A 25,370-nucleotide genomic window follows, 5' to 3' on the forward strand; every position below is an offset into this window, starting at 1 on the left:
ACGTGAGCGAGCTCTACGTTTACCGCCAAAGTTTAACTGTGGGTTTAATTTGTAGACGCGAAGCTTGCTTGCGTGACGGGCAAAGCCCGTAAGATTTATTCACAATGAGGTTATGAGGCGCTGCGCTTTTAGAGGCAGTGATAGATAAAAAAGATTGTTGGTCTTTATGTTTTCTCATTTACTCCTCATTCGCTTCTTTTTGTGAAATAGATTTTTATTTAAGTAATTAAAAGCTACGCTTTTCACGTGAGCGAGCTCTACGTTTACCCCAAAGTGTCGATATGAGTTTTACTTGTAGACGCGAAGCTTGCTTGCGTGACGGGCAAAGCCCGTAAAGTGATTTATTCACAAAGAGGTTATGAGGCGCTGCGCTTTTAGAGGAATTAATAAGTTTAAAACGTTTGTTGCTTTTATGTCTTCTCATTTACTCCTCATTCGCTTCTCTTTGTGAATAGAGTTTTATTTAAGTAATTAAAAAGCGGTGCTTTTCACGTGAGCAAGCTCTACGTTTACCCCAAAGTTTCGATATGAGTTTTACTTGTAGACGCGAAGCTTGCTTGCGTGACGGGCAAAGACCGTAAAGTAATTTATTCACAAAGAGGTTGAGAGGCGCTGCGCTTTTAGAGGAAGTAATAGATCTAAAAAATTATTGTTTTTATGTCTTCTCATTTACTCCTCATTCGCTTCTCTTTGTGAAATAGATTTTGCTTTGTTTTAAGTGGTACAGATATTTATAAACAAAAACGCGACGCTTTATTGCTAAAGCGTCGCGTTTTTAATGCGTTATATAAACAAACTTAAAGCAAATTACATGCTTTGAGCGTAGTTATACAGCGCCTTTAAAATTGTAAGATTTTTTTCGCTGTCGTCATGTTCATGCGCTAGGTTTTCAAGGGTGATCATAAAATCTTGCGCGTTAATTGATGGTTGATCTTCCCCGTGCATTAGCTTGTTTTGGCAATACTGGCGCCATTGGTCAAGCTCTTGCTGGTTTAGCGTTTCAGGCCAGTTACGGGCACGGTATCTAAACAACAAGGTATTAAACTTTTTATCTTCAAAGTCTAACTTCAATCCAGCTAATTCATCTGGTTGTGCATCACGAATAATCGCAAACTTAGCTTTATCGGCATGGCTTGTAAACCCATCGTAAAGTAAGTAGTCAACGTTAGTGGTTGCGCTGTAATCGCCTTGCTCGTTAAACACTTCGGTTACTTTATCGCGAAGGTCGGTATTGGCTTTTAAAATAGCTAAGTTAGCTAAGCACTGCTCGCGGTCAATCCCAAGGCGAGCGGCATTTTCAGGCAATAATGTTTTAGCTGGGGCTAAAATAGGGCACTTGTTTAAATGCACCAGTTTTAAGCCAACAGGTAATTCACCCTCGGCTAAATCTACACGTTTGGTGTATAAACGTTTGCGTAATTCTTCTACGTTTAAATCAATGAGTACTTGCGGGCTTTGGGTTAAATCAAAACAAATAACCGCGTTTTTATTTACCGGATGAAAGCTCATTGGTGCAACCCAGCTAGTACAGCCTTGCGTTGCTGGTATGCGCGACGTGGTATGCACCAGCGGCGTCATATTAAAAACATCAACCAATTCAGCGAGTGCTTTTTTGCCACGCAGTCCAAAAAAGAAGTTATACAGCTTTGGCTGTTTTTCTTTTATTAGTTTAGCCAATGCAATAGTAGCGGTTACGTCGCTTAGCGCATCGTGCGCTGCGGCGTGTTCAATACCATTGGCTACCGTTAAATGCTCTAGCTTAAAGCTTGGGCTGCCGTCTTCTTTTAACGGCCATTCAATCCCTTCAGGGCGAAGCGCATAGCAAGCGCGTACTAAATCAATAATATCCCAGCGACTATTGTTATTTTTATATTCGCGCTCGTACGGGTCGTAAAAGTTACGGTAAAAGCTATAACGGCTTATTTCGTCATCAAACCGAATACTGTTGTAACCCGCAACACAGGTGTTTGGCACGCTAAATTCGGCATGAATTTTTGCTATAAACTCAGCTTCAACCAGGCCTTTTTTCATCGCCACTTGTGGCGTAATACCCGTAATTAAACATGCCTCAGGGTGAGGCAAGTAATCCGCTTGCGGCTTACAATATTCAATAAGCGGCTCGCCAATTATATTTAAATCAAGATCGGTACGAATACCCGCAAATTGGCTCGGCTTATCCTTTTGAGGGCTCGCCCCCCAAGTCTCGTAGTCGTGCCAATAGATTGTTGCTTGATTTTGCTCTTGATATGCCATGCTGAAAACCCTGAGTAGTTAACTTAAAAGCGCCTAAATACGCGCCAAGTTACTAAAATAATGAATTATTTAGATTATGGCATATGGGCGAGGGAGTTTATAGGTTTGGGTGAGAAATGATATTCACGGAACTTTGGAATAATACGTCAAGCTTGAGTTTTGTTCCCATATTGCATTTAGTTACCAAAATGACACTATTTAAGCAGGAGTATTAAAATCATTTTAAAGGAATAAATTTAGCATGCCTTCTAATACAAAAGAGTACGTAACCGTTCAATAGTTAGAGCAAGACCTTCTCACCGTGACTGGTAATCCCTCAATTGCTAAAAACCAAGCTACTCAATATGCTATTTACTATCGAGGCGAAATTATTGATTCAGCACGTTATAAAAAAGGGCTTATAAGTAAAGATGACTTAATACTTAGTAGGCATGTACGGTGGGAGCATAATAAGCGGCACAGTATTAAACTAAGTAGAAATATGATTGCAGCAGGTAGGGAAAGAGGTGAAAATATGGCGGCTCACCATATAGTCGCTTGGGACGATCCCCGAGCTTCAAAGGCTAGGCTTAGACTCGCAGGCTTTGGAATCGATATTGACCATGAAGCAAATGGAGTATTTCTTCCTAGATTTGCTAAACATACTCCAATGGATGCAATGCCTATGGCTGAAGCACATACAAAAACCCACACAAGCGAATATTTCTTAAACGTAGAAGCTTTACTTACCGATACTATAGCTGAAGGTTTAGGGCGCACAGGTGTAATAGAGTTACTTAGAGATATTGGCGACGAATTACAAAGCGGTGATTTCCCACTACATGAAGAATTATCAAATATGATACCAAGGTAATTAAATGAAAGAATTTAATAAAGTTTATGCTGTTAGCGTTGATGCTGGTGAATATTTGCTGTTACAAGAAACAATGTTCGAGCAGTCAATACAGTTAACAAGCAACGATATTTATACTTTTAACGGCAACTCAAAAGGTGATGACTGGCGTGTTGTAGATGTTGATTGGTTAATAGTCGAAGGTGAAACTCCTACTAATAAACCCGATGTAGCAGGCTGGGGAGCAATGGCTTTCGTAATTCCAGCACCTTTAAAAGGTATGTTTGAGCCAACACTTAGAGAATGCTGTGAATTTTTACCACTAAATCTTAATGGTGAAGAATGGTTCGCGTTAAATATTCTAGAGCAACAAGACGCAATTAACCAAGAGCACACAGAGTTGAACATGAAGAATGGTCGTGTAAATAGAATCAGGCGCTTTAAAAAACTCGCTTTAAGCAAGAATGCTATAAAACACGGTGGGTTGTTTAAAGTGAAAGGAGCTGGAATATTTACCTTTTGTACGGATGAAGAAGGGGGCTTATATGACTTGGTTAAAAGCCATAATTTAAAAGGCCTAAAATTTACAGAAGTTAATGTAATATAAATACGTTATCCCAAAACTAGCGGGCTGTTATGATTGCTGATTAGTTTACTTCTTAAGTAAACTAATCCATTAACCTATTTGGTCCATGTCATTAAAGGTACTTGTATGGTTTTCAGCATCACTGATAACCCAACTAAAAATAAGGTTCTTAAACTTTTGTAAATTAGTAATTTGGCATTAGACTAAAGTCTATAAGTTAATTTTCTTCACTTATTAGGTTTGTTTTAATCGTTTGTCGATTTTGTGTTAATTCTCTAAAGTTCAGTTGTCGGCAACAAGCACGGCTTAACCAACAGGACTACGACCATGAAACTTACTCTTATCAAAACTATCGCTCTTAGCTCACTACTTACATGTTCAGCTGCTGCAATGGCTGAGCAAAGTGATTACAAATTAATGGTTATTGAAACTGCAACAGCGCCACAGCCACTTGAGCAATCATTTAATAGCTGTGCACTGAATGTTAAGTCAAAAAATTACGCTGAGGCTGAAGCAATTTGTACTAAAGCAATTGCGCTTTTAAAAGACGCAGATGGCCCTAAATTTAAAGTGCGCCAACTTACGTCATTCGCATTAAGCAACCGTGGTGTTGCACGTTTAAAAGCGAACAACGATACTGCTGGCCTTGCTGATTTATACGAAGCAAATGAAATGTCTAAAAGTGCAATGGTATCGCATAACTTAACTCGCGCTAAAGAAGAGCTTTCTTTATAAGCACTTTATAAACGCTTCTATAAAGTGCTTACCAAAAGCATGTTATAAAATAGCGAGAGTAAAAAAACCCATGTTAGGTTAATTCCTAACATGGGTTTTTTTGTTTTATTTAACGCGTGAGTTAATACTTTAAATACGTTAACAGAGTAGGGTGTGTATTTATAATTAATATTTTGGGTATGCTTGTTTAGGCTACACGAATATAATGCGAGATAACCGTATAAAAATAATAACCCTTCTGCTTTGCTTATTTTGAGCAAGGCATCATTAAATAAATATTGAGATTTAAACCATGGCACCAGGAACCAGCCTAAGCGTACTTGAAATAAGTGCGATATTTTTATCAATTACCGCGTTACTCACCTATGTAAACCATCGCTTTATTGGCTTGCCGACAACCATTGGCGTTATGGTTATTTCGATGCTTTTATCTATCGGCGCTATATTTTTGGGCTTTTTAGGGTTTGATGATCTTATAGATTACGAAGTGAGCTTGCTCGATCAGTTAGATTTTACTGAAGTTTTGCTCGATGGCATGCTCTCTATGCTACTTTTTGCTGGGGCGCTACATGTAAATGTTAGCGATTTAAGGCGCTATAAATTGCCAATAGGTATTTTGGCCTGTGTTGGTACGTTGCTATCAACGGTTATTATTGCTGGTGCGCTTTATTTAGTGCTTCCTTTGCTTGGTTTTGATTTAGCATTTATTTGGTGTTTACTGTTTGGCGCATTAATTTCGCCAACCGATCCGATTGCGGTAATGGGAATTTTACAATCTGCGGGTGCGCCTAAAAGTATTGAAACCGTGATTGCAGGTGAATCGTTGTTTAACGATGGTATTGGCGTGGTTATTTTTGTGCTTTTATTGGGTGTTTTATCAAGTGGTGATATTCCTACAACCTATTATGTGGCACACACGCTGGCGGTTGAAGCCGGTGGCGGTATTGTTTTTGGTTTGGTATTAGGTGGTATTTTATATTACTTACTTAAAAGTATTGATAGTTACCAAGAAGAAGTACTCCTTACTTTAGCGGGCGTTATTGGTGGTTATGCACTTGCAAGCCATTGGCATTTGTCGGGCCCACTTGCAATGGTAATGATGGGGTTAATGGTGGGCAATCATGGTCGTAGTATGGCTATGAGCGATAAAACACGCCACTACGTTGATTTATTTTGGGAACTGATTGACGAAATTTTAAATGCCATTTTATTTGTACTCATAGGGCTTGAAGTCGTCATGATTGCATTTTCGAGTAATTTGTTTATTGCTGGTGGCTTAACAATTTTAATAGCGTTACTCGCACGTTTAATTGTTGTGGGTATAACAACCACTACATTTAATAAGCAATTAGAGTTGCCATCTGGCGCGTGGAAAGTTTTAACCTGGGGTGGTTTGCGCGGTGGTATTTCGGTTGCATTGGTATTGCAATTACCTGATGGGAACGAGCGCGATATTTTGTTGGCTCTTACTTATGCGGTTGTGGTGTTTTCTATTTTAATTCAGGGTTTGAGTATTGGTAAAGTAGCCAAAACTATCCGTTAAATATAATTTTTTTAAAAAGCGTGTGAAATAGCTGTATTTCACACGCTTTTTATTTTTCTTATAAAACAAAAGGGCAATTAAAACGTAAAGCTGAGCTGCACACCGCTGTAAATATGTTCTTGTGCTTCCCAGTAGTCGCCATCTATTTGGCGTGCTCGGGTAAATACTTCTATTTTAAATGGCTTAAAGTGATAACCCGCACCTATACCTGCGTAGCCGTCTATGTCGTTGTTCGATTTTTCTATTTGGTAGGTGTTATCGCCTCTATCGTTTTTAAAGGCGAGTTCGAACAGATCTAAGCCAAGCTCGGCGTATATAAAAAAGTCATTAAAATAACCAAGCTTCATGCCATTGTCCCACGTTATAAATTCTTCTTGCTCGCCTTGTTTATTATCGATTACTGCCGCGCCAATTGCGCTTGTAAAAACAACACCAAAGTTACTGTAATTTTGCTTAACCATCATTTCTACACCCGCAGATGTAATGCTGCTATCGCCATTAAATTCTGATTTTATAAACATACCGGTGTTAGGCATGTCATTACCGAGCAAAAGCCTTGCGTTAGCATTTTGGCTAAATGATAAAAGCGTGCTTAATAAAACAAAAAGAGGAAGTATGTGTTTCAAAAAAGTTAACCCATTAATGATGAAAAGTTACCAGAGCTGTAATTATAAATACATGACTTAGTATTGCATGTAATTAAATGTATAAATTTGTTTGATTGTTATTCAGCTATGCCAAAGCAAGGTGTTTAAAATAAAACCAACTAAAAATAAGCATAAATAATTATATACATTTTAAAACGTAAAGTAGCGATTTTAGGCATGATTGTTGGTGCGTAAGTTGTTTAAATATATAGAAAAAGCTTAAGCATATTAGACTAAGGTCTATAGGTTAATTTTCTTCACTTATTAGGTTTGTTTTAATCGTTTGTCGGAGTTGTGTTAATTCTCTAAAGTTAAGTTGTCGGCAACAAGTACGACTTAACTTACAGGAAATTAATCATGAAATTTACACTTATCAAAACTATCGCTCTTAGCTCACTATTAACATGTTCAGCTGCTGCAATGGCTGATCAAAGTGATTACAAATTAATGGTTATTGAAACTGCAACAGCGCCACAGCCACTTGAGCAATCATTTAATAGCTGCGCACTGAATGTTAAGTCAAAAAACTACGCTGAGGCTGAAGCAATTTGTACTAAAGCAATCGCACTTTTAAAAGACGCAGATGGCCCTAAATTTAAAGTACGCCAACTTACGTCATTCGCATTAAGCAACCGTGGTGTTGCACGTTTAAAAGCGCATAACGATACAGCTGCACTTGCTGATTTATACGAAGCATCAAAATTGTCTAACAGCTCAATGGTATCGCACAACTTAACTCGCGCTAAAGAAGAATTATCTCTATAAGGTCTTTTATAAAGTGCTTACTAAAGCATAATATAAAATAGCGAGAGTAAAAAAGCCGATATTGGGTTAAACCCCAACATCGGCTTTTTCGTGTTTATTAACTTTGTATTGTGTTATACCAATTCGCAATAATACATAATCATTTTGCGGGGCTAAACGTGTCGCTACCTGCGTTAAAAAATTCTCATTTAGAACAACCAAATAGCGAATTTTTTGCCTAGCTATCAACACGTTTTTCCATCCTCAAAATAGATCACTTAATTAAGCGAATTGGTATTATTAAAAAATAAAAAAATGTATTTTGCTATTTATTGTTTAGTGATTTTCATGGTTTTTAACTAATTGTAATTACTAAGTATTTTTACAAGTGTTAGACTAAAGTCTATAGGTTAGATTTATTCACTTATTAGGTTTGTTTTTATCGTTTGTGGTAATTGAGCTAACACTCTAAAGTTTAGTTGTCGGCAACAAGTACGACTTAATTAATTAGGAATATAATCATGAAATTTACACTTTTAAAAACCATCGCTCTTGGCTCATTATTAACTTGCTCAGCTGCTGCAATGGCTAATCAAGGTGATTATAAATTAATGGTTATTGAAGACTCTGTAACTGCAGCACCCGCATTTGAAAAGTCATTTAATAGCTGTGCTTTAAATGTTGAAGCAAGAAACTACGAAGAAGCAGAAGCTATTTGTACACAAGCAATTGCATTGCTTAAGCAAAGCCATGGTCCGCGTTTAAAAGTACGTGAACTTACATCGTTTGCATTAAGTAACCGTGGTGTAGCACGTATTAAGGCTCAAAAAGACACTGCTGGTATTTCTGATTTATATGAAGCGGTTCAAATTTCTAAAAACTCACTTGTAACACATAACTTAACTCGCGCTAAAAAAGAGTTATCTTTATAAGAATGCTTGTATCAAGCGCTTATAATTTAGCGAGAGTATAAAAGCCCATATTAGGTAGCACCTAATATGGGCTTTTTTGTATGTTTGAATAACCGTAGTTACCTATAAACACACTTCTTTTAATAAAACAGTTTTACTGAATAATAGTGTTTTTAAAGGTGATTTTTAGAGTCTTACGTTACTAATTTATATTGGTAAGTACTTGTTACCTAAAACATAGATCTATAAATATAGAAACATAGGTAAAAATATAGTTTTTTAGCATGATTCAACTGTGCAGTAAAACGGGATTGTTTTATTTAAGCTGTTGTTTTTAATTGATAATAAAACCTAATGTCTTTGACTTTAGTCTGTTTTTATTTGAAAATCGAAGTAATATATATTTTATAGCATTGACGCCACGTGGATGCTAATCACTGTTTTGTGATGAATAGCTAGATATGACTTTTGTTTTATTTTTAGTCCCACCTCAATCTTACTAAAAATTAAACAGGGAATAGAGTAGTTATTAACTTGCGCAATAAAAATAAAAAGCGCAAATAAAGGGATTTAAAAATGCAATTTAAACTAAAAAAAATAGCTGCCTTGTTATTCGGGGTGGGTATTAGCCTTTCTGTATTTGCCGAAGATATAGAGCTATACGTAAACCATAATGTTGAAACCGACGAAAAACCACGTGTAATCATTGTTTTTGATACATCTGGAAGTATGAAAAACTTTTTACCCAACGGTATTAGAAAAGTAGATGCCGGCATCAGTGCAATGAGTCAGTTGGTTACTGATAATAGCTCTATCGATTTTGGTTTGATGCGTTTTAAAAATGATAATGGCGGCTATATTATGGCAGGTCTTGGATCTCCCCATTCTACAATTTTAAGCCAAATTCACAGTTTACCAGCGGCTGGTAGTACCCCAGTTACAGAAACCCTATGGGAAGCCTACTTGTATCTAACAGGTCAGAAAGTGTACTACGGACAAAACTCAAATGAGCGGGATTTTTCTGCTGAAACTGGTTCGCTATATTACGACAATAACTCTCGATACATATCACCATTTACCCAAGCAGTTGGTGCCGATGTACGTTGTGATAATTCAATCAATTTAATTTTGATGACTGACGGTGATCCTCAAAGTGATACTAACCGAAACGATGATATCAAATCATTATACAAATCTACTTTTGGCTCAAATCCTTCTAAAACAAGTAATAGTTATCTAGCCGCTTTAGCTCAGATAATACATGGTACAAGAGATGTTGAAGTTGACTTGTACGATACTACGCCAGAGGTTGCTGATACCGGACGCGTTTTTACTATCGGTTTTGGTAGTGGCATGAGTACAAATGGTAAAAAGTTATTAGAAAAAACCGCTTTATTGGGCGGCGGCGAGTACTTACATGCAGATACATCAACTGAACTTTCTGAAGCGCTTAATAATACAATATCGAAAATACGCGAAGTTAACGATAGTTTTTCATCACCTACGGTAGCAAGTAATAATGTTGACCAAACACGTAGCCGAGAGTCAATTTACTTTGCGATGTTTTACCCAGAAACAGGCGCACGTTGGAGCGGGAATTTAAAAAAGCTAAAAGTGTCAGGCGCAAATATAGTCGATTCAACTGATCAAATAGCCCTTGATGAAAATGGGTTAATTGATGAGAAAGCGCGAACATTTTGGCTGCCAACTAATAAGCCTGCAGATGGGAATTTAGTAGCCCAGGGTGGCGTAAATTTACTTTTATCAACTTTAGACCCTGATAGCCGTAAAATCTACATAGATAAAACGGGCAGTATTATTGATTTTACTTTTGATAAAGTACAAACCATTTTAAATTTAGCGACAGGTACAGTTACCGATCTTGCCCCTGATTTGATTCCTAATATCGGGCTAACTTTACAGGAGAGTGATATTAGCTGGGCACGAGGGGTTGATGTTGACAATGAAGATGGTGATAACTCATCAGTAGATCAGCGAATCAATATTTTTGGCGACCCTTTGCATTCAAAGCCGGTATCTATAGATTACGGCGATGGAAGTATTCACATACTTGTTGGTACTAATGCCGGCTTTTTACATATGTTTGAAGACAAAGGCGATACTGTTGAAGAAAAGTGGGCTTTTACACCTGCTGCCTTATTAAAAAACATTCCTGCTTTGCGTAGTAATCTTGCAAATACAAAAGTGTATGGCATGGATGGGCCTATAAGTGTGTTCTTTAATAATAAAGGCTCAAATAGCGAAGGGTTAAACGATGGTGTTATTAGAGCAAGTGATGGTGATGAAGTGTGGGCATTTGCAGGTATGCGCAGAGGCGGTAAAAATTACTACGCGCTTGATATAAGTGACCCTAACGAACCTAAAAAATTATGGAATAAGCCTATTGTTGGTGGCTCAGAAGAATTTAAATACTTAGCGCAAACATGGTCTAAACCTCAAATTGCATACATTAAAGCCTTTGGTGAGGATCCATTGCTAATATTTGGCGCAGGCTATGATACAAACAAAGATAATGCGATTAGAACAACAGATGAAACCGGACTAGGTATCTACATTGTTAATGCTAAAACTGGCGAAAAGGTATGGGCGCTGACTCCAGATGAAAATGGTTTTACCGGAGAGCACAGTATTGCAGCGGATGTAACTACGCTTGACTCAGATTACGACGGGTATATCGACCGAATTTATGCAACAGATACTGGCGGTAATATTTGGCGAGTAGATATTCCTAGTGAAGATGAAGGTGATATTACCCATTTTAAATTTGCAGAGCTTGGCAGTACATTAGCGTCGCAAGACAGACGTTTTTTTTACAAACCATTAGTTGCTAGAACGCTGTTTAGTAAAGTTACTAAAACCAATTATGGTGGTGAAATGATCACCACCCGTTTAGATACCCCGTACGACGCAATAGTTATAGGTAGCGGAAATCGTTCAAACCCACTTGCTACTAATGAGCAAGATCAGTTGTATATGATCCGTGATGAAAACACCCTAACAAAAATATTTACTGAATTTCCAGCCCCAATAGTGCCAGATGATTTAATGAAAATGAATGAAGACCCATTTGGTAACGCACTTGATGACGTTGATAAATTTGTTAATCTTGAAGTTAAGTTAGCCGAATTTAAAGGGTGGCGATACGAATTAGAGACGGGTGAAAAGTCTCTTGCTGCAGCAACAGTCGTTGGTGGGGTTGCGTACTTTACTTCCTTTACGCCTGCATCTTCATCATCAACGCAAAACCAATGTTCGTTAACGGGTGGCGGTGGTTCGCTTTATGCCTTTCATTTGCATTATGGAACGAAGGTTTATGACGATGTGAAATTTGCAACAAGTAATGATGTACCAGATACACCGAAACTATTTTTTGGGGAAGGCCCGTCGTGTGCAGATAATGATGCGGATGGTAAGTGCGATTGGGATGATGCAACGGATGTAACGCAAGTTAGTCAGTTTTATTTAATAGGCCCTGGGGTTAAAGGTTCTGATAAGCCGATAAAAGCTATTGAAATACTTGGGCCAAATTTAAATGTTGAAGGTGGAAAAGTTAAGCTAGTAAATGGCGCTGAACCAATTGGTTTTGGCTTTAAAACCCAACAAACATATATTTATAAACGCGAAGAAAACGATACTCAGGCACTTTAAAAAACACAATGCAATAAACATAAGCCACCTTAGTTAGGTGGCTTTTCAATTTTAAGAGCAAATCAAAAATGCTAATGGTTTGCTTATATAATTGGTTTAGAGTTTTCGAAGGGCTCTAAACCAACCCATGTATAATACACATTCATTTACAAAATACTGCCTATCACTCAAGCCCTTTAGATTGGGTGCCTGTAGTCCATATTGGTTAATAATAGCTGGCATTTGTTATATTTAATTAACAAATGTAAGAGCTAAATATAACATGCTGTGTCACTATATAGGTACAGGGCATGTTAACTTGTTGCCATCCCCCCATAAAAATTCAATAAATTTCTGTTGTTTAAATTTATACCAACCTGCATAAATCTTTGAGTAATTTAACAAATTAAATTGCACTATAACGTCGTTAAAATTTTATTTAGAACAACTAGATACAAAAATTTTCGCCTCGTTCTAGCATAATTTTCTTAACGTTAACTAGATCCCATATATAAGCAGATTGGCATTACTTATTTTGTATTAAAGTAACTTATAACAATATGATTTTTAATAATAATTAAAGTGCAAAAAAGGAAGTCTTTGTATGTTTTTTAAAAAAAGTCAGTTAGCTATTTCATTAGCGTTTACGCTAGGCCTTGTTGGATGTGGTGGCGGTGATAAAGCGGCCGTTGTAGAGCCAGTTGTAGCTAAGCCAGATCCTATAAAAGTAGATTCCGTAGAAGTTAACACTATCTCTCTTACAGGAAAGGTTATTGATGGTTATGTATCTGGTGCAATAGTATGGCTGGATATTGATGGCGATGGTACTTTTGACGAGCAATCAGAACCTTCTGTAGTCTCTGAAGAATCGGGTAATTATAGTTTTAATTTTACAGAAGAGCAGGCGCTGTGTGTGCCGTATTCAACTATGTACGTTGATGTACCGGTTGGCGCAATTGACGAGGACTTAGGCGAGGTAACACAAGCGTATCAAATGTCATTTCCACCCTCAATTGAGGCTTTGACTGATGAAGATATTCGAAATATATCACCTTTAACAACCGTTATTTGGGAGCAGTTGAGCCTTCAATTCCAAAAAAGTGGTAACAATAATTTAAGTTGTGATGCACTTAAAGAAAATACTGAGCTACTTGCAAACCTTCAAAGCGAAATAACAAATGTTATGCAAAACTTGGTTGCGCATTATAATTTGTCGACAGAGCAAATTTACTCAGATTTTATCGCTACTAACGACAGCGACGCTTACGACAGAGCACAAGCAATTGTTAAGGGACTAAAAGCGGCCTATAAATTCAAGCAAGAGCTAGATGCTCAGTATTCTGATGCAGAAGAAGTAAGAGCAGTGATTTATCAAGACACAGCAAAAGATGCAGAGTATGGGTTTGAAAATGCATGGTACCGCGACAAAGTTATTTTTGCAGGCGCTGAACTTATTTATGAGCAAGTAAAGCTTCAAAATACAGACGAACTCGACAAAATTGACGTTATTTTGTCTCGATTGGATTCAATAGATACGCCTTGGGGCGAAGAATCGTTAAATGGAAAATTAACAGTTAGAGACGATGTTTACATTAACGCCGATCGTACTTACCGATGCTCTAGCATTGAGAACGTTAGTTTTGAGCAAAGCAATGTGCTTTATGGCGTTGCTAATACTAGCCCATCGGTTAACTTTCCTACAGCAGATGAATGCGTTAGTGCTAATTTAGATACACCGTTCGAGCGAGGTTTTAGCATTAGCTATACTGAGTCAGGATCGTTTTACCAAACTGACTTTGCCTTTAGAGAAGAAAATGCCGACTTTCAAACATTATCTGATTGGGTAAATGTTAAAGACAAAGCTACTGACTTAGAAACTCAAGATTTAGTGACCGTACTCGCTGCTATGCCCTATAAGTTTGATGACGAAACATCTATTGATGCTAGCTTTTGGCGTAAATACAAAACCACAGACAACGTACGTATTATTAAAACAATTGAAGGGAAATGGTTTAGAGATACCCGCCGAGAAGATGGAACAATGCTGCATGAATGCAGTGAAAATGGTGTTGATTGGGTGCAATGCGAATAATGTAAAAGCACTTTAATTAATATTAGCTTAGTGCCAGTCAGTTAATAACTGACTGGCATTTTTTGTTTGAAAAAGCTTACTTTTATGTGCGGTTATAATTGTATACCTGATGAACTTTATTTTTAATCTGTTTTTTACTCGGGTTTACTGTAAAATTACTGGGTTAACATTTGTTAAGTGATGCTTACAATTGTTATTGCTCATTAAGTATTTAAACTAATTTAAGTAGAGCTTATGATTTTTTATATTATAGGGTTAAGTTTACTTGTTATTATTTTATTCGTTGCACTTTATGTAATTTACAGCAACGTACATAAAAGTCGGGTAAGAAAATCCAAGGAATACAACGTACTGTTTGATAAAGACACGATAGTTGATGAACTAATCACTCAACTAACAGAAAAAAATCAAACACAAGAAAACCAAGATAAAACAGCTAAAGGTAAAGAAGAAATCCTTGCAACATTTGTTGAGTTACATCGCTCTGGTAGCTTTTGCGCACATTTGAGTGAACAGGAAATTATTTACTTTGTTAAAAAGAAATTAAACATGGAGAGTAATAAAAATGGATAGCGAAAAAGCAGTCCCAGCAGTAAAAAGTGACTCATTTATGAGTCGATTTGGTCGTCGTAATGTAATTATAGTGTCATCAATTGTTGTTGTATTGGTAGTGATAGCAACCCTTACATCGCAAGTTGTTTCGTGGAATGAAGCAGATGAGCGTTTAGTACATCAATCGGCTTTTACAGGTAACTTAACCGTAATAAATCAAGCAGGCCCTTACTTAAAAGCATTTGGTAGTACATCCGCTTATAAAAAAGTAATTTCGATTAACTTTACGGGCGATGCTGGTGCAACAGCAAGCGCAATTGTGCCGTTAATTCCGATTCGATTTTTAGATACCACAACAGGTGGCGCACGAGGTGTCTCTCGTTTTAGATTGCCAGGCAATGTACCTGCAGCAGAGTCGGGTGCTCTACGTGGTTTACTTAAAATACACGAAGAGTTTGGTTCACAAGAAACATTAATATCTAATTTATTAATGCGTGCAACCACCGAAAATGTAAAAGCGTCGGCGCGAATGATGTCGGTAGAGCAACATTACTCTGGTGGTAATGGTCAATTAAGCCAAGATTTTGCTGATCAATTAACCAACGGTATTTTTGTTACTGAACAAATTATTAGTACGGGTGAGCGCGATAAATCTGACGACTTAGGTAATTTAAGTAAACAGCAACGTGTCACTATTAATATTAAAATGGATGATGAGGGTAATACACTGCGTAACGCACCTATTTTAGGCGCTTACGGTATTACAGTAGTTGATGCCAGCATTATTGATATTGACTACGAAAGCAAAGTAAATGCTCGCCTTGAAGCTCAAAAGCAGGCTGCTGCTGATGAAGCGCTAGCGCGTCAAAACCTTAAAAAAGCAGAGCAACAAGCGCGTACCGAAGTGGCTTTAGGTGAACAAGCAATTGCTAAGCAACGTGCTGAATCTGAAAAGCTAAAAATAAAAGAGCAAATTGATGCTGAACGAATTAAGGCAAATGCCATTATTTCTGCGCAGCAACGAGTGGCTGTAAAAGCGGAGCTTGCGAAAGAGCAAGAAGAGATTCTAAAGCAACAACGTTTAGAAGCATTAGGTATGGACGTTTTAGCTGAGGCTCGTTTAAGAGCTAAGTCTGCTGCACTTGATCCAAAGTATGTATTTGATGAAACACTAAAAGCAGAAGTTAAAATTCAAACCGCTTTATTTACAAGCTTAGGTAATAGCCGTTTAGTGCCTGAAATTGTAATAGGCGCAGGCCAAGGCGAGCAAAGTAATGGCTCTGAATTTATGCGTTTATTAGCCGCCGATGCTGCATTAAGTCTTAAAAAGCGTTTAGAAAAAGAGAAAAAATAAACGATTAGTTAAGTATTGCACAAACAATAAAACGTTGGCTGATTCGCATTGGCCAGCGTTTTTTATTGCGTAAATTTTGTTATTGTATGGTGCGGCTTAGCTTGTGAAAACAAGCTTTTTAAATTATGAAATAAAAGAGTGAGCAGTACTTATGGACCCCAGTAATCAGTTTATTTTAGATTTAGGACAAGAGCATATTACCATCCAGCGACGATATGAAGCGCTGGGAGCGTTTAACGATTTTTTGATAGCTGTTTGGTTTTTAACTGGCAGTTTTTTCTTTTTAAATGACTCACTAATAGAAAGTGGCACATGGCTGTTTATAGCGGGCAGTGCTCAATTGCTTATAAAACCTATTTTGAAATTGATCAGCTTAGTACATGTTAGTCGGGTATTTCATTCAAATAAAACTTCATAAATAAAACACCATAAATACGACTCATGATGAGTTCAGTTATTATGGTGTTTTATTTACCAGTATAAGTTATTTAAATATCAAGGATAGAAAAAGTGAAAGTACTTAAGTGGATTGCAATTGGAATAGCTACTTTATTAATAGTAGGCTTACTAATTCCCGAAAAAATAATGATTCCGGTACAAGGTGCCACAAGTAAAGATTGGAACCATAACACGTTTTGGTACGAGCCTTGGGGTAGGTCGGGTGTGCACAAAGGAATTGATATTTTTGGCACAAAAAATACTCCCGTAGTTGCCTCAACAAGCGGTATTGTTATATTTGCAGGTGAGTTAACTCGTGGTGGTAAGGTGGTTGCGGTGCTTGGGCCTAAATGGCGCGTGCATTATTTTGCACATTTAAATAACTACTCGGTAAGTACAGGTGATGTAGTAAGCATAAACAGTCAAATTGGCTTACTGGGCGATACCGGAAATGCCGCAGGAAAACAGCCTCATGTGCATTATTCTATTTTATCGTTAGTGCCCATGCCGTGGCTTTTTACAACGCAAAACCAAGGGTGGAAAAAGATGTTTTTTTTGAGCCCACATAAAAAACTCACTGCTAAATAATAGTTTTAGCTGTTAAATCAAGATGTTTAACAGCTAGAATTAGTTAATAAGCAAGCGTGTATTTAAGCTAAAAATTAGCCTGCAACTGGGGTTTTACCCGCGCGAATATTTTTAATGCTTTTAATAAACATATAAATACAGGTAGTGATTAAACAGCCTGCTAAATAAAACACAATACCGTTGGGTGCATCAGATAAATTTGCAGCAAGCATAGGGCCAAATACCGACCCAATACTGTAACTCAAAAGCATTACCTCAGTTGCAGATACTATTTTTGCCATTGGTAATGAGTCGCACGCAAGTGTTATAGCAATCGGGTAAAGTGCAAAGCTGCATGCGCCTAGTATTAAGTAGCTTACTATTAATCCTGCTAAAGTGTTTGCTTGTAGTATACCCACAGCACCGGCTGCGCCTACTAAACAAAACATACCCATCAATAAGCTTTTTTCAAGCCGAGTAGATAAGTAACTCACAAGCGGCTGCACGACCATGCCGCCTAAAATAATAACCGCCATCAGTGTCCCTGTGTACTGAGCTTGATCAACTTGTGCTGAAATATACACTGGCATTAAGCCGTAAATAGGGCCCAGTAATAAGCCCGATGCTAAGCATCCGAGCATAGCTGGGTGGCTTAATGTTTTTATTTCTTTTAGTGGTAGTTTTTCAAGGTGCTGTTTTTCGGGCTGACCTTTAGCTATTAATAAAGGCGCCAAAATAGCTAAAAATAATAACGAGGCTACAAATAAATAAGGCGTTGAACCTTCGGTGCCAAGCGGCCCTATAGCAAGTTGACCAACCGCGCTGCCCCCGTAAAGCGAGGTCATGTATAAGCCCAGACGTTTAGCGCGCGACTTTGCTGTGTTGGTCATTAATAACCAAGACTCAACAACTACAAACACACCGGCAACAGCAACACCTGCTACAAATCGTGCAATTAACCAGTTAACGGTATTTGGTAGTGCAAGTTGTGCAAGCACACTTACTATTAATAAGCTTAAAAATAATATAAAGGCGAAGCGATGACCGATTTTAACCACAATGCGCTCTATTGTGGTGGCGCCAATAAGTAAGCCAAAGTAAAAAATGCTCGCAAGCCAAGGCGCTAGGTTTTCATCAAGTTTAAATGCAGGTAACGACAGCGGAATAAGGCTCATTAAAAAGCCGGATGCGATAGCAAAAAATGACAGCCCGATAACGGGTGCTAAGGGGTTGTTAGAGGTGCTTGTGGCGGCTGATTCGGCCATGTGTGTTTATCGACTCATCAAGGTAAATAACCACTGTTTTAAAGTTTGAGAGGTTACTTTAATAATAAAATTTGCGCGAATTTAGAGCCAAATTAAAAATAAGTAAAGTGATATTTTATTAAATAATATAAATAAATTTAAAACGATCTTTTTGGTAAATTATCGGATCTATTATGCTTTTTATTGTAGTGTTTTTATGTAGATATTGTTTTATATTTGTGAGCATTTATGTCTGAATAGGTTTTTTTGTAATGCAAGCAGACAGGCACATATCGCATGCTGCACGTCACTTTTTAAAGTTTGCGCAGCAGCACGTAGAGCAATATTTAAATACGCAGTGGGTGCGAAATGAATTACATAACTTAGATTTAAACTAGATTTAAATTAGGTTTAAAGTTAATTAATGTCGGGTGTTGAGTCTCTTAAAATAAGCTTTGGCTGAAACACGTGCTTTACTGTTATGCCGCTTTTTTTATAAATGTCTTTAAGTACTAAGTTAGCCGCAGCTCGGCCCATTTCGGGAACTGGGTTATCTATTGTAGTCAGTGTTGGGTAGAGGTAATTGGTAAAAATTACGTTATCGAACCCAATAATGGCTAAATCTTTTGGTAGATTAAAACCGTGTTCGCGGGCGTATTTCATAGCACCCGATGCCATTTCGTCATTGGCACATACAAGGGCGGTTATTTGCGCTTTATTTTGAATAAAATGCCTCAAGCCGTCGCTGCCGCCGGTTTCTTTAAAGTCGCCTATGTAAAATAAGTTTTCGTCAAAGGTTAGGTTGTATTCTGCCAGAGCTTGTTTGTGACCTTTTAAACGATTTGACGCGTCTTCTTTAAACTGCGGGCCTGCTATGTACGCAATGTTTTTATGACCTTTGTTGATCATGGCTTTAGTGGCTAAGTAGCCGCCCATTACGTTGTCGAGGCTAATGCAGTTTTCTTCAATTTCTTTAACGTAGCGGCTCATTAAGTAAATAGGGGTTTTGCCTTTACTTAACTCAATTAGATACTCGTTTGATACCGCTTCTACGTGGGCAATAATAGCGTCGCAATTACGGCCTATTAAAAACTCAAAGCCGCTTTTTTCTTTTTTCTCGTCACTGTGCCCAGGGGTAATAATAACGTGTTTACCCGCAATACGAAGGTGCTCTTCAATGGCTGACATCATTTGACCAAAAAACGGACCATCCAACTCAGAAACTAAAATACCGACGCTGTTTGTAGTGCTAGACGCCAAAGAGCGAGCAATAGAACTTGGCTGATAGCCTAGCTCTTTCATTGCTTCTAATACCTTTTTTTTAGTTTTTTTGCTTACGTAGTCGTTGTCGTTAAGTACCCTTGAAACAGTTGATAAAGACACACCTGCCATTTCTGATACTTGATAAATTGTCGCCATTGATGTCCTAGCTTATATGTATTTTTACTCGCACTTTATAAAAAATATAAAGTGCGAAGGGTCATTAAAAGTTAATTTACACATTACTGCGTCTAATTGCTAAGTCTTCTGTTATTTTTTGCGTCATCGCTGAGGTTAGCGGATAAATAAGCATCAATGCGGCGCCTAAAAAAGCAAATGCGGCGGGTATCCAGCTCATAAGTAACTGCATACCAGGTAGGGCTTGTGTGATTGTTAGCTCATCCATACCGTTATAGCCGTAGCCTGCAAGTACCACTAATACTAATGCACCTGCAAAACCACCACCGGTTTTTTGCACAAATGTACCCGCAGAATAAATTAAGCCTGTAGCGCGGCGTTTGTTTTTCCACTCTGAATAATCGGCTGAATCACCAAGCATACTAAAAAATAATGTTGGCATCATCGCGGCAAAAAATTCAGCAGCGCAACCAAAGGTAAATACAGCAATAAGGTTATCACTAGGTACCCAGTAAAATGCAGTAGTGAGTATGCCGCTTAGCATTAATGAAGCAATAAAAAGGTTTCGTTTACCCATAATTTCGGCCAGTTTACCTGTGGTAAGTGCGCCAAATATAGATACAACCAACAAAGCAATAAAGTATTGCCCAGCCATGAGTTCATTGGCTACGTGATACTTAAAGTAGTACGCAATTACACCGTATTTTATGCCATTAAACATCATGGTTAAAAAACCAATGCCGAGTAACACCAACCAAGGTTTGTTGGTCAGAAGATCAACCATGTCGCGCTGTGATCCCGTTAAGCTTTGTTTATCTTTATTGAGTAATTTTTTAATAACGAATGTCATTGCAGCCATAACAAGGGCAAAAAATACGCCGCTGTATAAATCGCGGTAATAAAAAAACAGGGTGGTAGCAAGCAAAGGTAGGATTATAAATGGCAGGCTTTTGGTTAAATCAAACAACTCTGATTTTAAATTCCCTTCATTTGAGGCATGCGGTGTTACACGCTCTTTGGTGGTCGCAAACGTTATAATCATTAAAATAATAAGTAAGCTGGCAAATAAGTACATAGTAAGCTGATAACCTTTGGCGTTGTCGCCGCCACCAAAAAATGCCACTAGCTCAGGTAAAAAACCCATAACCAATAAGCCACCAGTAAACGCACCTGCAAACCTAAAACCAGAGAGCTTTGTGCGCTCTGTATCGTCTGGTGTCATTACGCCCATAAGTGCCGAGTAGGGCACGTTACTTACGGTGTAAGCAAGCGTTAAACCTATGTAAGTTACGTAAGCATAAATAAGTTTATTGGTGGTGCTAAAGTCGGGTGTAGTAAAACACAACACCATAAACAAGCCCAAAAACGGTGCCGAGTAGAGTATCCACGGGCGAAATTTACCAAAGCGCGACTGCGTTCTGTCGGCAATCATACCCATAATAATATCGGTTACGCCATCAGACAGCCTTACCACCAAAAACAACATGGCAGCGGCGGCTGCCGATATGCCAAATGTATCGGTGTAAAACACCGCTAAATAAGCAAGCGCGCCGCGCCACACTAAGTTAGCGCCGGCATCGCCCATGGCGTAACCGACTTTTTCGTATAAAGGGAGTTTGTTCACTGTGTGTGTTCTTATTGTTATAAGCCGATAATTTATCGGCTTGTTATGAGTTTAGTGTACGCCTTACCGCTGGCTTTAACAGTTCGTTTTTGTGTGTTGTAGTCTACGTGTACTATTCCAAAGCGCTTTAAATATCCTTCTGCCCATTCAAAGTTATCCATTAGGCTCCAGGCAAAGTAACCATCTACTTTAACGCCTTGCTCTGCTGCGTTATGCAGGGCATTTAAATGCTCGTGGTAATATTCAATACGGTCGTTATCTTTGATTTCACCGTCTGTAAATTCGTCAGCCATGGCTGCGCCGTTTTCGGTAATATAAATAGGCGGTAGGGTGTATTTTTCGTTTAACGATACAAGTAATTCTGTCAGCGCTTTAGGATAAATTTCCCAGCCTATATCGGTCATTGGCGCTTTATGTGGCAGCTCATGGTAAAAGTCGGTTTCGCTTGCTTGATAATGCATGCGGGTATAAAAGTTAACCCCTAGGTAATCTAGCGGTTGAGCAATTATTTCCATGTCGCCATCTAAAATATCTGGGAGGTGGGCCTTAGGTAATTGCTTAATAATATCAGGGTATTTACCTTGCATTACAGGCTGCATGTACCATTGGTTTATGTAGTCATCAGCAAATGCAGTCGCTTTTAAATCGTCTTCACTTTGGGTAACTGAGTAACAAGGCGTAAAGTTAAGTACAATACCGTTTAGTGTATTTGGGCTATTTTTAGCAAGTACTTGCATAGCCAAACCGTGACCCAGTAATAGGTGGTGCGCGGCTTTACGACCAAATTCGCGACCTACTATGCCAGGTGCATGTACGCCTATTTCGTAACCTAAGTAAGAGCTGCAAAAAGGCTCGTTTAAGGTGGCGTAAGAGTGCACACGTTCCCCAAAAGCTTTGGTAATTAAATCTGTGTAATGTGCAAATTCGTAAGCGGTGTTACGGTTTAGCCAGCCACCTTCATCTTCAATATGTTGTGGTAAATCCCAGTGGTATAGCGTTACAAAAGCTTTAATGTTACGACGTTTTAATTCATCTAAAATGTCGGTATAAAACTTAACGCCTGTCGGGTTTAAGTGACCGCTTTTAGTCATTACGCGCGGCCACGAAATAGAAAGTCTGTAAGCGTCTACACCTAATGATTCAATTAAGTTTATATCGTCTTTCCAGCGAGTGTAGTGCTCGCAGGCTACATCGCCATTTGAATTATCGACTATTTTGCCTTCTTTACTGCAAAAGGTATCCCAAATACATGGCAAGCGATCAGCTGCGCCGCCTTCAATTTGAAATGAGGCCGTAGCTACACCATAAGTAAAATTTTTGGCTAAAAGTGGTGAGCCACTAGGTAAAGATAATTGTTTCATTAAGAGAAAACCTCTGCTTCTTTTTTGGTAAAGTTTGCTTTGTATAGAGCGTATATTAAATTCATTATTGGAAGCGCTTCCATATTTAATTTGATTAATCACTAAGTATGGTATTTAATAACTTTAAGGAAGCGCTTCCATATTTAGGTTAGTGGCTATTGTTAAACAGGTCAATAGTTAAATTTAAATAACAAATAGGCGCTCACAAAATCACACTGACACAACACAGGGCTATAAAAATGAAAAAAAGCTTAAACACTAATAGGTTACGAATGCTCCCTATTTTAATAGGCGGATTATGCGTTCTAAGTGCGTGTAATAAACAAGAAGCTAACGCTAATAATAACGAAAGCGCGGTGGCCAAAAATACTGAGCATGAGCAAGGTGATTTATCACTTTGGCCAACGCTTAAAAGCAAAGTAGTGAAAACGCCTGAAATTGAAAATACGATTGCACAGTACTTAAAAACAATGACGCTTGAGCAAAAAGTAGCGCAGATGATCCAACCTGAAATTCGCGATATTAGTGTTGAAGACATGCGTAAATATGGTTTTGGCTCGTATTTAAATGGCGGTGGCTCGTTCCCAAATGCTAATAAGCATGCAACGCCTGCAGATTGGATAACGCTTGCGGAGAGCATGTACCAAGCCTCGGTTGATGACTCAATTGATGGCAGTAAAATTCCAACCATGTGGGGCACCGATGCCGTACATGGACATAATAATGTGATTGGTGCGACGTTATTTCCGCATAATATTGGTTTAGGTGCTGCTAATAACCCCGCATTAATTGAGCGAATTGCAGCAGCTACTGCAATAGAGGTAATGGCAACAGGCATAGATTGGGTGTTTGCACCGACTGTTGCGGTTGTGCGCGACGACCGATGGGGCAGAACGTACGAAGGCTACTCAGAAGACCCTACAATTGTACGTGAGTATTCAGCCGCAATTGTAAACGGATTGCAAGGCAGAGCCGATGAAGACTTTTTAAGTGACAAACGCGTAATTAGTACTGTTAAGCACTTTTTAGGCGATGGCGGCACAGTAGGTGGTGACGATCAAGGCGATAACATTGATAGCGAAGAGGTGTTATATAACATTCATGCGCAAGGTTATATAGGTGGCTTAACCGCAGGTAGTCAGTCGGTTATGGCATCGTTTAATAGCTGGAATGGTAAAAAAAATCACGGCAATAAATACTTACTTACCGATGTATTAAAAACAAAAATGGGTTTTGATGGCTTTGTTGTAGGAGATTGGAACGGACACGGACAAGTTGCAGGCTGTACAAATGAAAGTTGCCCGCAGGCTGTTAATGCGGGGCTTGATATTTTTATGGTGCCAACGGGTGCTTGGAAACCACTTTATGAAAATACAATTAAACAAGTAAAAGCGGGCACAATAACAATGGCGCGAATAAATGACGCCGTAGCACGTATTTTACGCGTTAAATTACGTGCGGGTTTATTTGATAAACCAAGCCCCGCAAATCGAAAATATTCAGGTAAATTAAAACTAATAGGTGCGCCAGCACATCGCGATATTGCCCGCCAAGCGGTACAAGAGTCGCTAGTACTGCTTAAAAACAACAACCATTTATTACCGCTTAACCCATCAAGCAACATACTTATAGCAGGCGATGCGGCCGATAACATAGGCAAGCAATCGGGCGGTTGGAGTATTACGTGGCAGGGAACTAATAATCAAAATGCAGATTTTCCTGGGGCAACGTCTATTTATGCGGGGCTAAAAACGCAAATAGAGGCCGCTGGCGGTAACGCTATTTTAAGCCCAACGGGTGAATTTAATACCAAACCCGATGTAGCCATTGTTGTATTTGGTGAAGAACCGTACGCAGAAGGACATGGCGATAAAGACAACCTTGAGTTTGAACGTAACAATAAACGCTCTCTTAAAATATTAAAAACATTAAAGCAGCAAAATATACCGGTTGTTTCTGTGTTTATATCGGGCAGACCAATGTGGGTTAACAGCGAGCTAAACGCGTCAGATGCATTTGTAGCAGCATGGCTTCCTGGCACTGAAGGGCAGGGTATTGCTGATGTTTTACTAGCGGATGCAAGTGGGCAGGTACAATACGACTTTAAAGGTAAGTTGTCTTTCTCGTGGCCTAAATCGCCACTTCAAACCGCAGTAAATAAGGGCGATGCTGATTACTCGCCATTATTACCCTATGGCTTTGGCTTAACCTATAAAGATGAAAGTACGCTTGGCAATAATCTAAATGAAGACTCAGGTGTTGATATTAGTAACCTTGCGCCGCTATCTATATTTAATGGCAGCTTTAAAACACCGTGGCGTTTGTTTTTAAATTCAAACAGCGAGCAGCACCAAGTAGCAAGTAATAGTGTAAAGCTTGGCGGTATTACTTATCGCACTGAAGACAAAGCGATTCAAGAAGATGCGATGCAATTTAATTTTGATGGCACTACAGCCAGCTACATCGAAATTAATAGTAACTTTACCGAAGACAAAGTGGCCTACATTGAAGCCAATTCAGCCCTTAGCTTTAGCTATAAAGTAAACCAAATACCTAGCTCACAAACATACCTTGCAATGAAGTGCGAACAAGGCTGTGGCGGCGAGCTTGATATTACCCGTGATCTTGAAAATGCTGATTTAAATACATGGCAAACCATGAGTATAGATTTAACGTGTTTTGCTAAAAAGGGCGTTGATTTTGCCAGAGTAACCAGCCCTTTTATTATTAAAACGGCAGGAGAGCTTAGCGTTTCAGTTGCAGATATTAGCTTTGAACCACAAAGCGCTAAAAGCGCCGTGGTTAAGTGTGAGTAATAAAACGTAAAAGTTGTTGTGTGTA

Annotated in this window: 19 protein-coding genes and 1 pseudogene; 14 read left to right on the plus strand and 6 right to left on the minus strand. The window is 38.6% G+C overall.

The window, feature by feature from the left end:
- Positions 1-807: 807 nt before the first annotated feature.
- Positions 808-2,253, minus strand: a complete 1,446-nt coding sequence (gene sbcB / locus H5092_RS13595; protein WP_182733711.1) for an exodeoxyribonuclease I — start codon at positions 2,251-2,253, stop codon at positions 808-810.
- 301 nt (positions 2,254-2,554) lie between these two features.
- Here sbcB and H5092_RS20730 point away from each other — a divergent pair, with 301 nt between their 5' ends.
- From H5092_RS20730 to H5092_RS13615, 4 genes are all read left to right on the plus strand, one after another.
- Positions 2,555-3,106 (plus strand): AHH domain-containing protein, encoded by a 552-nt coding sequence (locus H5092_RS20730; protein ID WP_310736015.1) that lies wholly within the window; start codon positions 2,555-2,557, stop codon positions 3,104-3,106.
- A 4-nt stretch (positions 3,107-3,110) separates the two neighbouring features.
- Positions 3,111-3,692 (plus strand): hypothetical protein, encoded by a 582-nt coding sequence (locus tag H5092_RS13605; protein WP_182695607.1) that lies wholly within the window; start codon positions 3,111-3,113, stop codon positions 3,690-3,692.
- 306 nt (positions 3,693-3,998) lie between these two features.
- Positions 3,999-4,406 (plus strand): hypothetical protein, encoded by a 408-nt coding sequence (locus H5092_RS13610; RefSeq protein ID WP_182733712.1) that lies wholly within the window; start codon positions 3,999-4,001, stop codon positions 4,404-4,406.
- 292 nt (positions 4,407-4,698) lie between these two features.
- Positions 4,699-5,949: a sodium:proton antiporter gene (locus H5092_RS13615; RefSeq protein ID WP_024590868.1), complete on the plus strand. Its 1,251-nt coding sequence runs from the start codon at positions 4,699-4,701 to the stop codon at positions 5,947-5,949.
- Between the two features lie 77 nt (positions 5,950-6,026).
- Here H5092_RS13615 and H5092_RS13620 read toward each other — a convergent pair whose 3' ends face one another.
- A complete protein-coding gene (locus H5092_RS13620) occupies positions 6,027-6,575 on the minus strand; it encodes a hypothetical protein (protein WP_039488156.1) in 549 nt (182 codons plus the stop codon).
- Between the two features lie 378 nt (positions 6,576-6,953).
- On the opposite strand from H5092_RS13620, the gene H5092_RS13625 reads away from it, so the two are divergent.
- The 8 genes from H5092_RS13625 to H5092_RS13660 all read left to right on the plus strand — a co-directional run bounded on the left by H5092_RS13625 (position 6,954) and on the right by H5092_RS13660 (position 16,923).
- A complete protein-coding gene (locus tag H5092_RS13625; protein ID WP_002963253.1) occupies positions 6,954-7,361 on the plus strand; it encodes a hypothetical protein in 408 nt (135 codons plus the stop codon).
- Positions 7,362-7,861: 500 nt separating this feature from the next.
- Positions 7,862-8,272, plus strand: a complete 411-nt coding sequence (locus H5092_RS13630; RefSeq protein WP_004336087.1) for a hypothetical protein — start codon at positions 7,862-7,864, stop codon at positions 8,270-8,272.
- Positions 8,273-8,827: 555 nt separating this feature from the next.
- Positions 8,828-11,920 carry a pilus assembly protein gene (locus H5092_RS13635; protein WP_182733713.1) on the plus strand — a complete coding sequence of 1,031 codons (3,093 nt, stop codon included), beginning with the start codon at positions 8,828-8,830 and terminating at the stop codon, positions 11,918-11,920.
- A gap of 583 nt (positions 11,921-12,503) precedes the next feature.
- Complete coding sequence (locus H5092_RS13640; RefSeq protein WP_182733714.1) at positions 12,504-13,991, plus strand: hypothetical protein; 1,488 nt, start codon at positions 12,504-12,506, stop codon at positions 13,989-13,991.
- A 234-nt stretch (positions 13,992-14,225) separates the two neighbouring features.
- Positions 14,226-14,564, plus strand: a complete 339-nt coding sequence (locus tag H5092_RS13645; RefSeq protein ID WP_182733715.1) for a methanolan biosynthesis protein EpsI — start codon at positions 14,226-14,228, stop codon at positions 14,562-14,564.
- Complete coding sequence (locus tag H5092_RS13650; RefSeq protein ID WP_002961828.1) at positions 14,557-15,897, plus strand: SPFH domain-containing protein; 1,341 nt, start codon at positions 14,557-14,559, stop codon at positions 15,895-15,897. The genes H5092_RS13645 and H5092_RS13650 overlap by 8 nt, the downstream gene beginning before the upstream one ends.
- Before the next feature lie 151 nt (positions 15,898-16,048).
- Entirely contained in the window at positions 16,049-16,315 is a 267-nt protein-coding gene (locus tag H5092_RS13655) for a YrhK family protein (RefSeq protein ID WP_182733716.1), read from the plus strand.
- A 92-nt stretch (positions 16,316-16,407) separates the two neighbouring features.
- The gene (locus H5092_RS13660; protein ID WP_182721431.1) at positions 16,408-16,923 is read left to right on the plus strand and encodes a M23 family metallopeptidase; all 516 of its coding nucleotides are present in this window, start codon (positions 16,408-16,410) and stop codon (positions 16,921-16,923) included.
- A 74-nt stretch (positions 16,924-16,997) separates the two neighbouring features.
- Here H5092_RS13660 and H5092_RS13665 read toward each other — a convergent pair whose 3' ends face one another.
- Positions 16,998-18,167, minus strand: a complete 1,170-nt coding sequence (locus tag H5092_RS13665; RefSeq protein ID WP_182733717.1) for an MFS transporter — start codon at positions 18,165-18,167, stop codon at positions 16,998-17,000.
- Between the two features lie 242 nt (positions 18,168-18,409).
- On the opposite strand from H5092_RS13665, the pseudogene H5092_RS13670 reads away from it, so the two are divergent.
- Positions 18,410-18,544 (plus strand): annotated as a pseudogene (locus tag H5092_RS13670) (LysR family transcriptional regulator); the annotation flags it as partial.
- Positions 18,545-18,563: 19 nt separating this feature from the next.
- Here the strand turns inward: H5092_RS13670 and H5092_RS13675 are convergent.
- The 3 genes from H5092_RS13675 to H5092_RS13685 all read right to left on the minus strand — a co-directional run bounded on the left by H5092_RS13675 (position 18,564) and on the right by H5092_RS13685 (position 22,529).
- Positions 18,564-19,565, minus strand: coding sequence for a LacI family DNA-binding transcriptional regulator (locus tag H5092_RS13675; RefSeq protein WP_007583313.1), 1,002 nt, complete (start codon positions 19,563-19,565; stop codon positions 18,564-18,566).
- Between the two features lie 76 nt (positions 19,566-19,641).
- Positions 19,642-21,168 carry an MFS transporter gene (locus tag H5092_RS13680; protein ID WP_182733718.1) on the minus strand — a complete coding sequence of 509 codons (1,527 nt, stop codon included), beginning with the start codon at positions 21,166-21,168 and terminating at the stop codon, positions 19,642-19,644.
- Between the two features lie 32 nt (positions 21,169-21,200).
- Complete coding sequence (locus H5092_RS13685) at positions 21,201-22,529, minus strand: GH1 family beta-glucosidase (RefSeq protein WP_182733719.1); 1,329 nt, start codon at positions 22,527-22,529, stop codon at positions 21,201-21,203.
- A 239-nt stretch (positions 22,530-22,768) separates the two neighbouring features.
- On the opposite strand from H5092_RS13685, the gene H5092_RS13690 reads away from it, so the two are divergent.
- Entirely contained in the window at positions 22,769-25,345 is a 2,577-nt protein-coding gene (locus H5092_RS13690; RefSeq protein WP_182733720.1) for an exo 1,3/1,4-beta-D-glucan glucohydrolase, read from the plus strand.
- The last annotated feature ends 25 nt before the right edge of the window (positions 25,346-25,370 follow it).

The sequence above is a fragment of the Pseudoalteromonas sp. SR41-7 genome (genome assembly GCF_014163935.1).
Taxonomy (GTDB): domain Bacteria; phylum Pseudomonadota; class Gammaproteobacteria; order Enterobacterales; family Alteromonadaceae; genus Pseudoalteromonas; species Pseudoalteromonas distincta.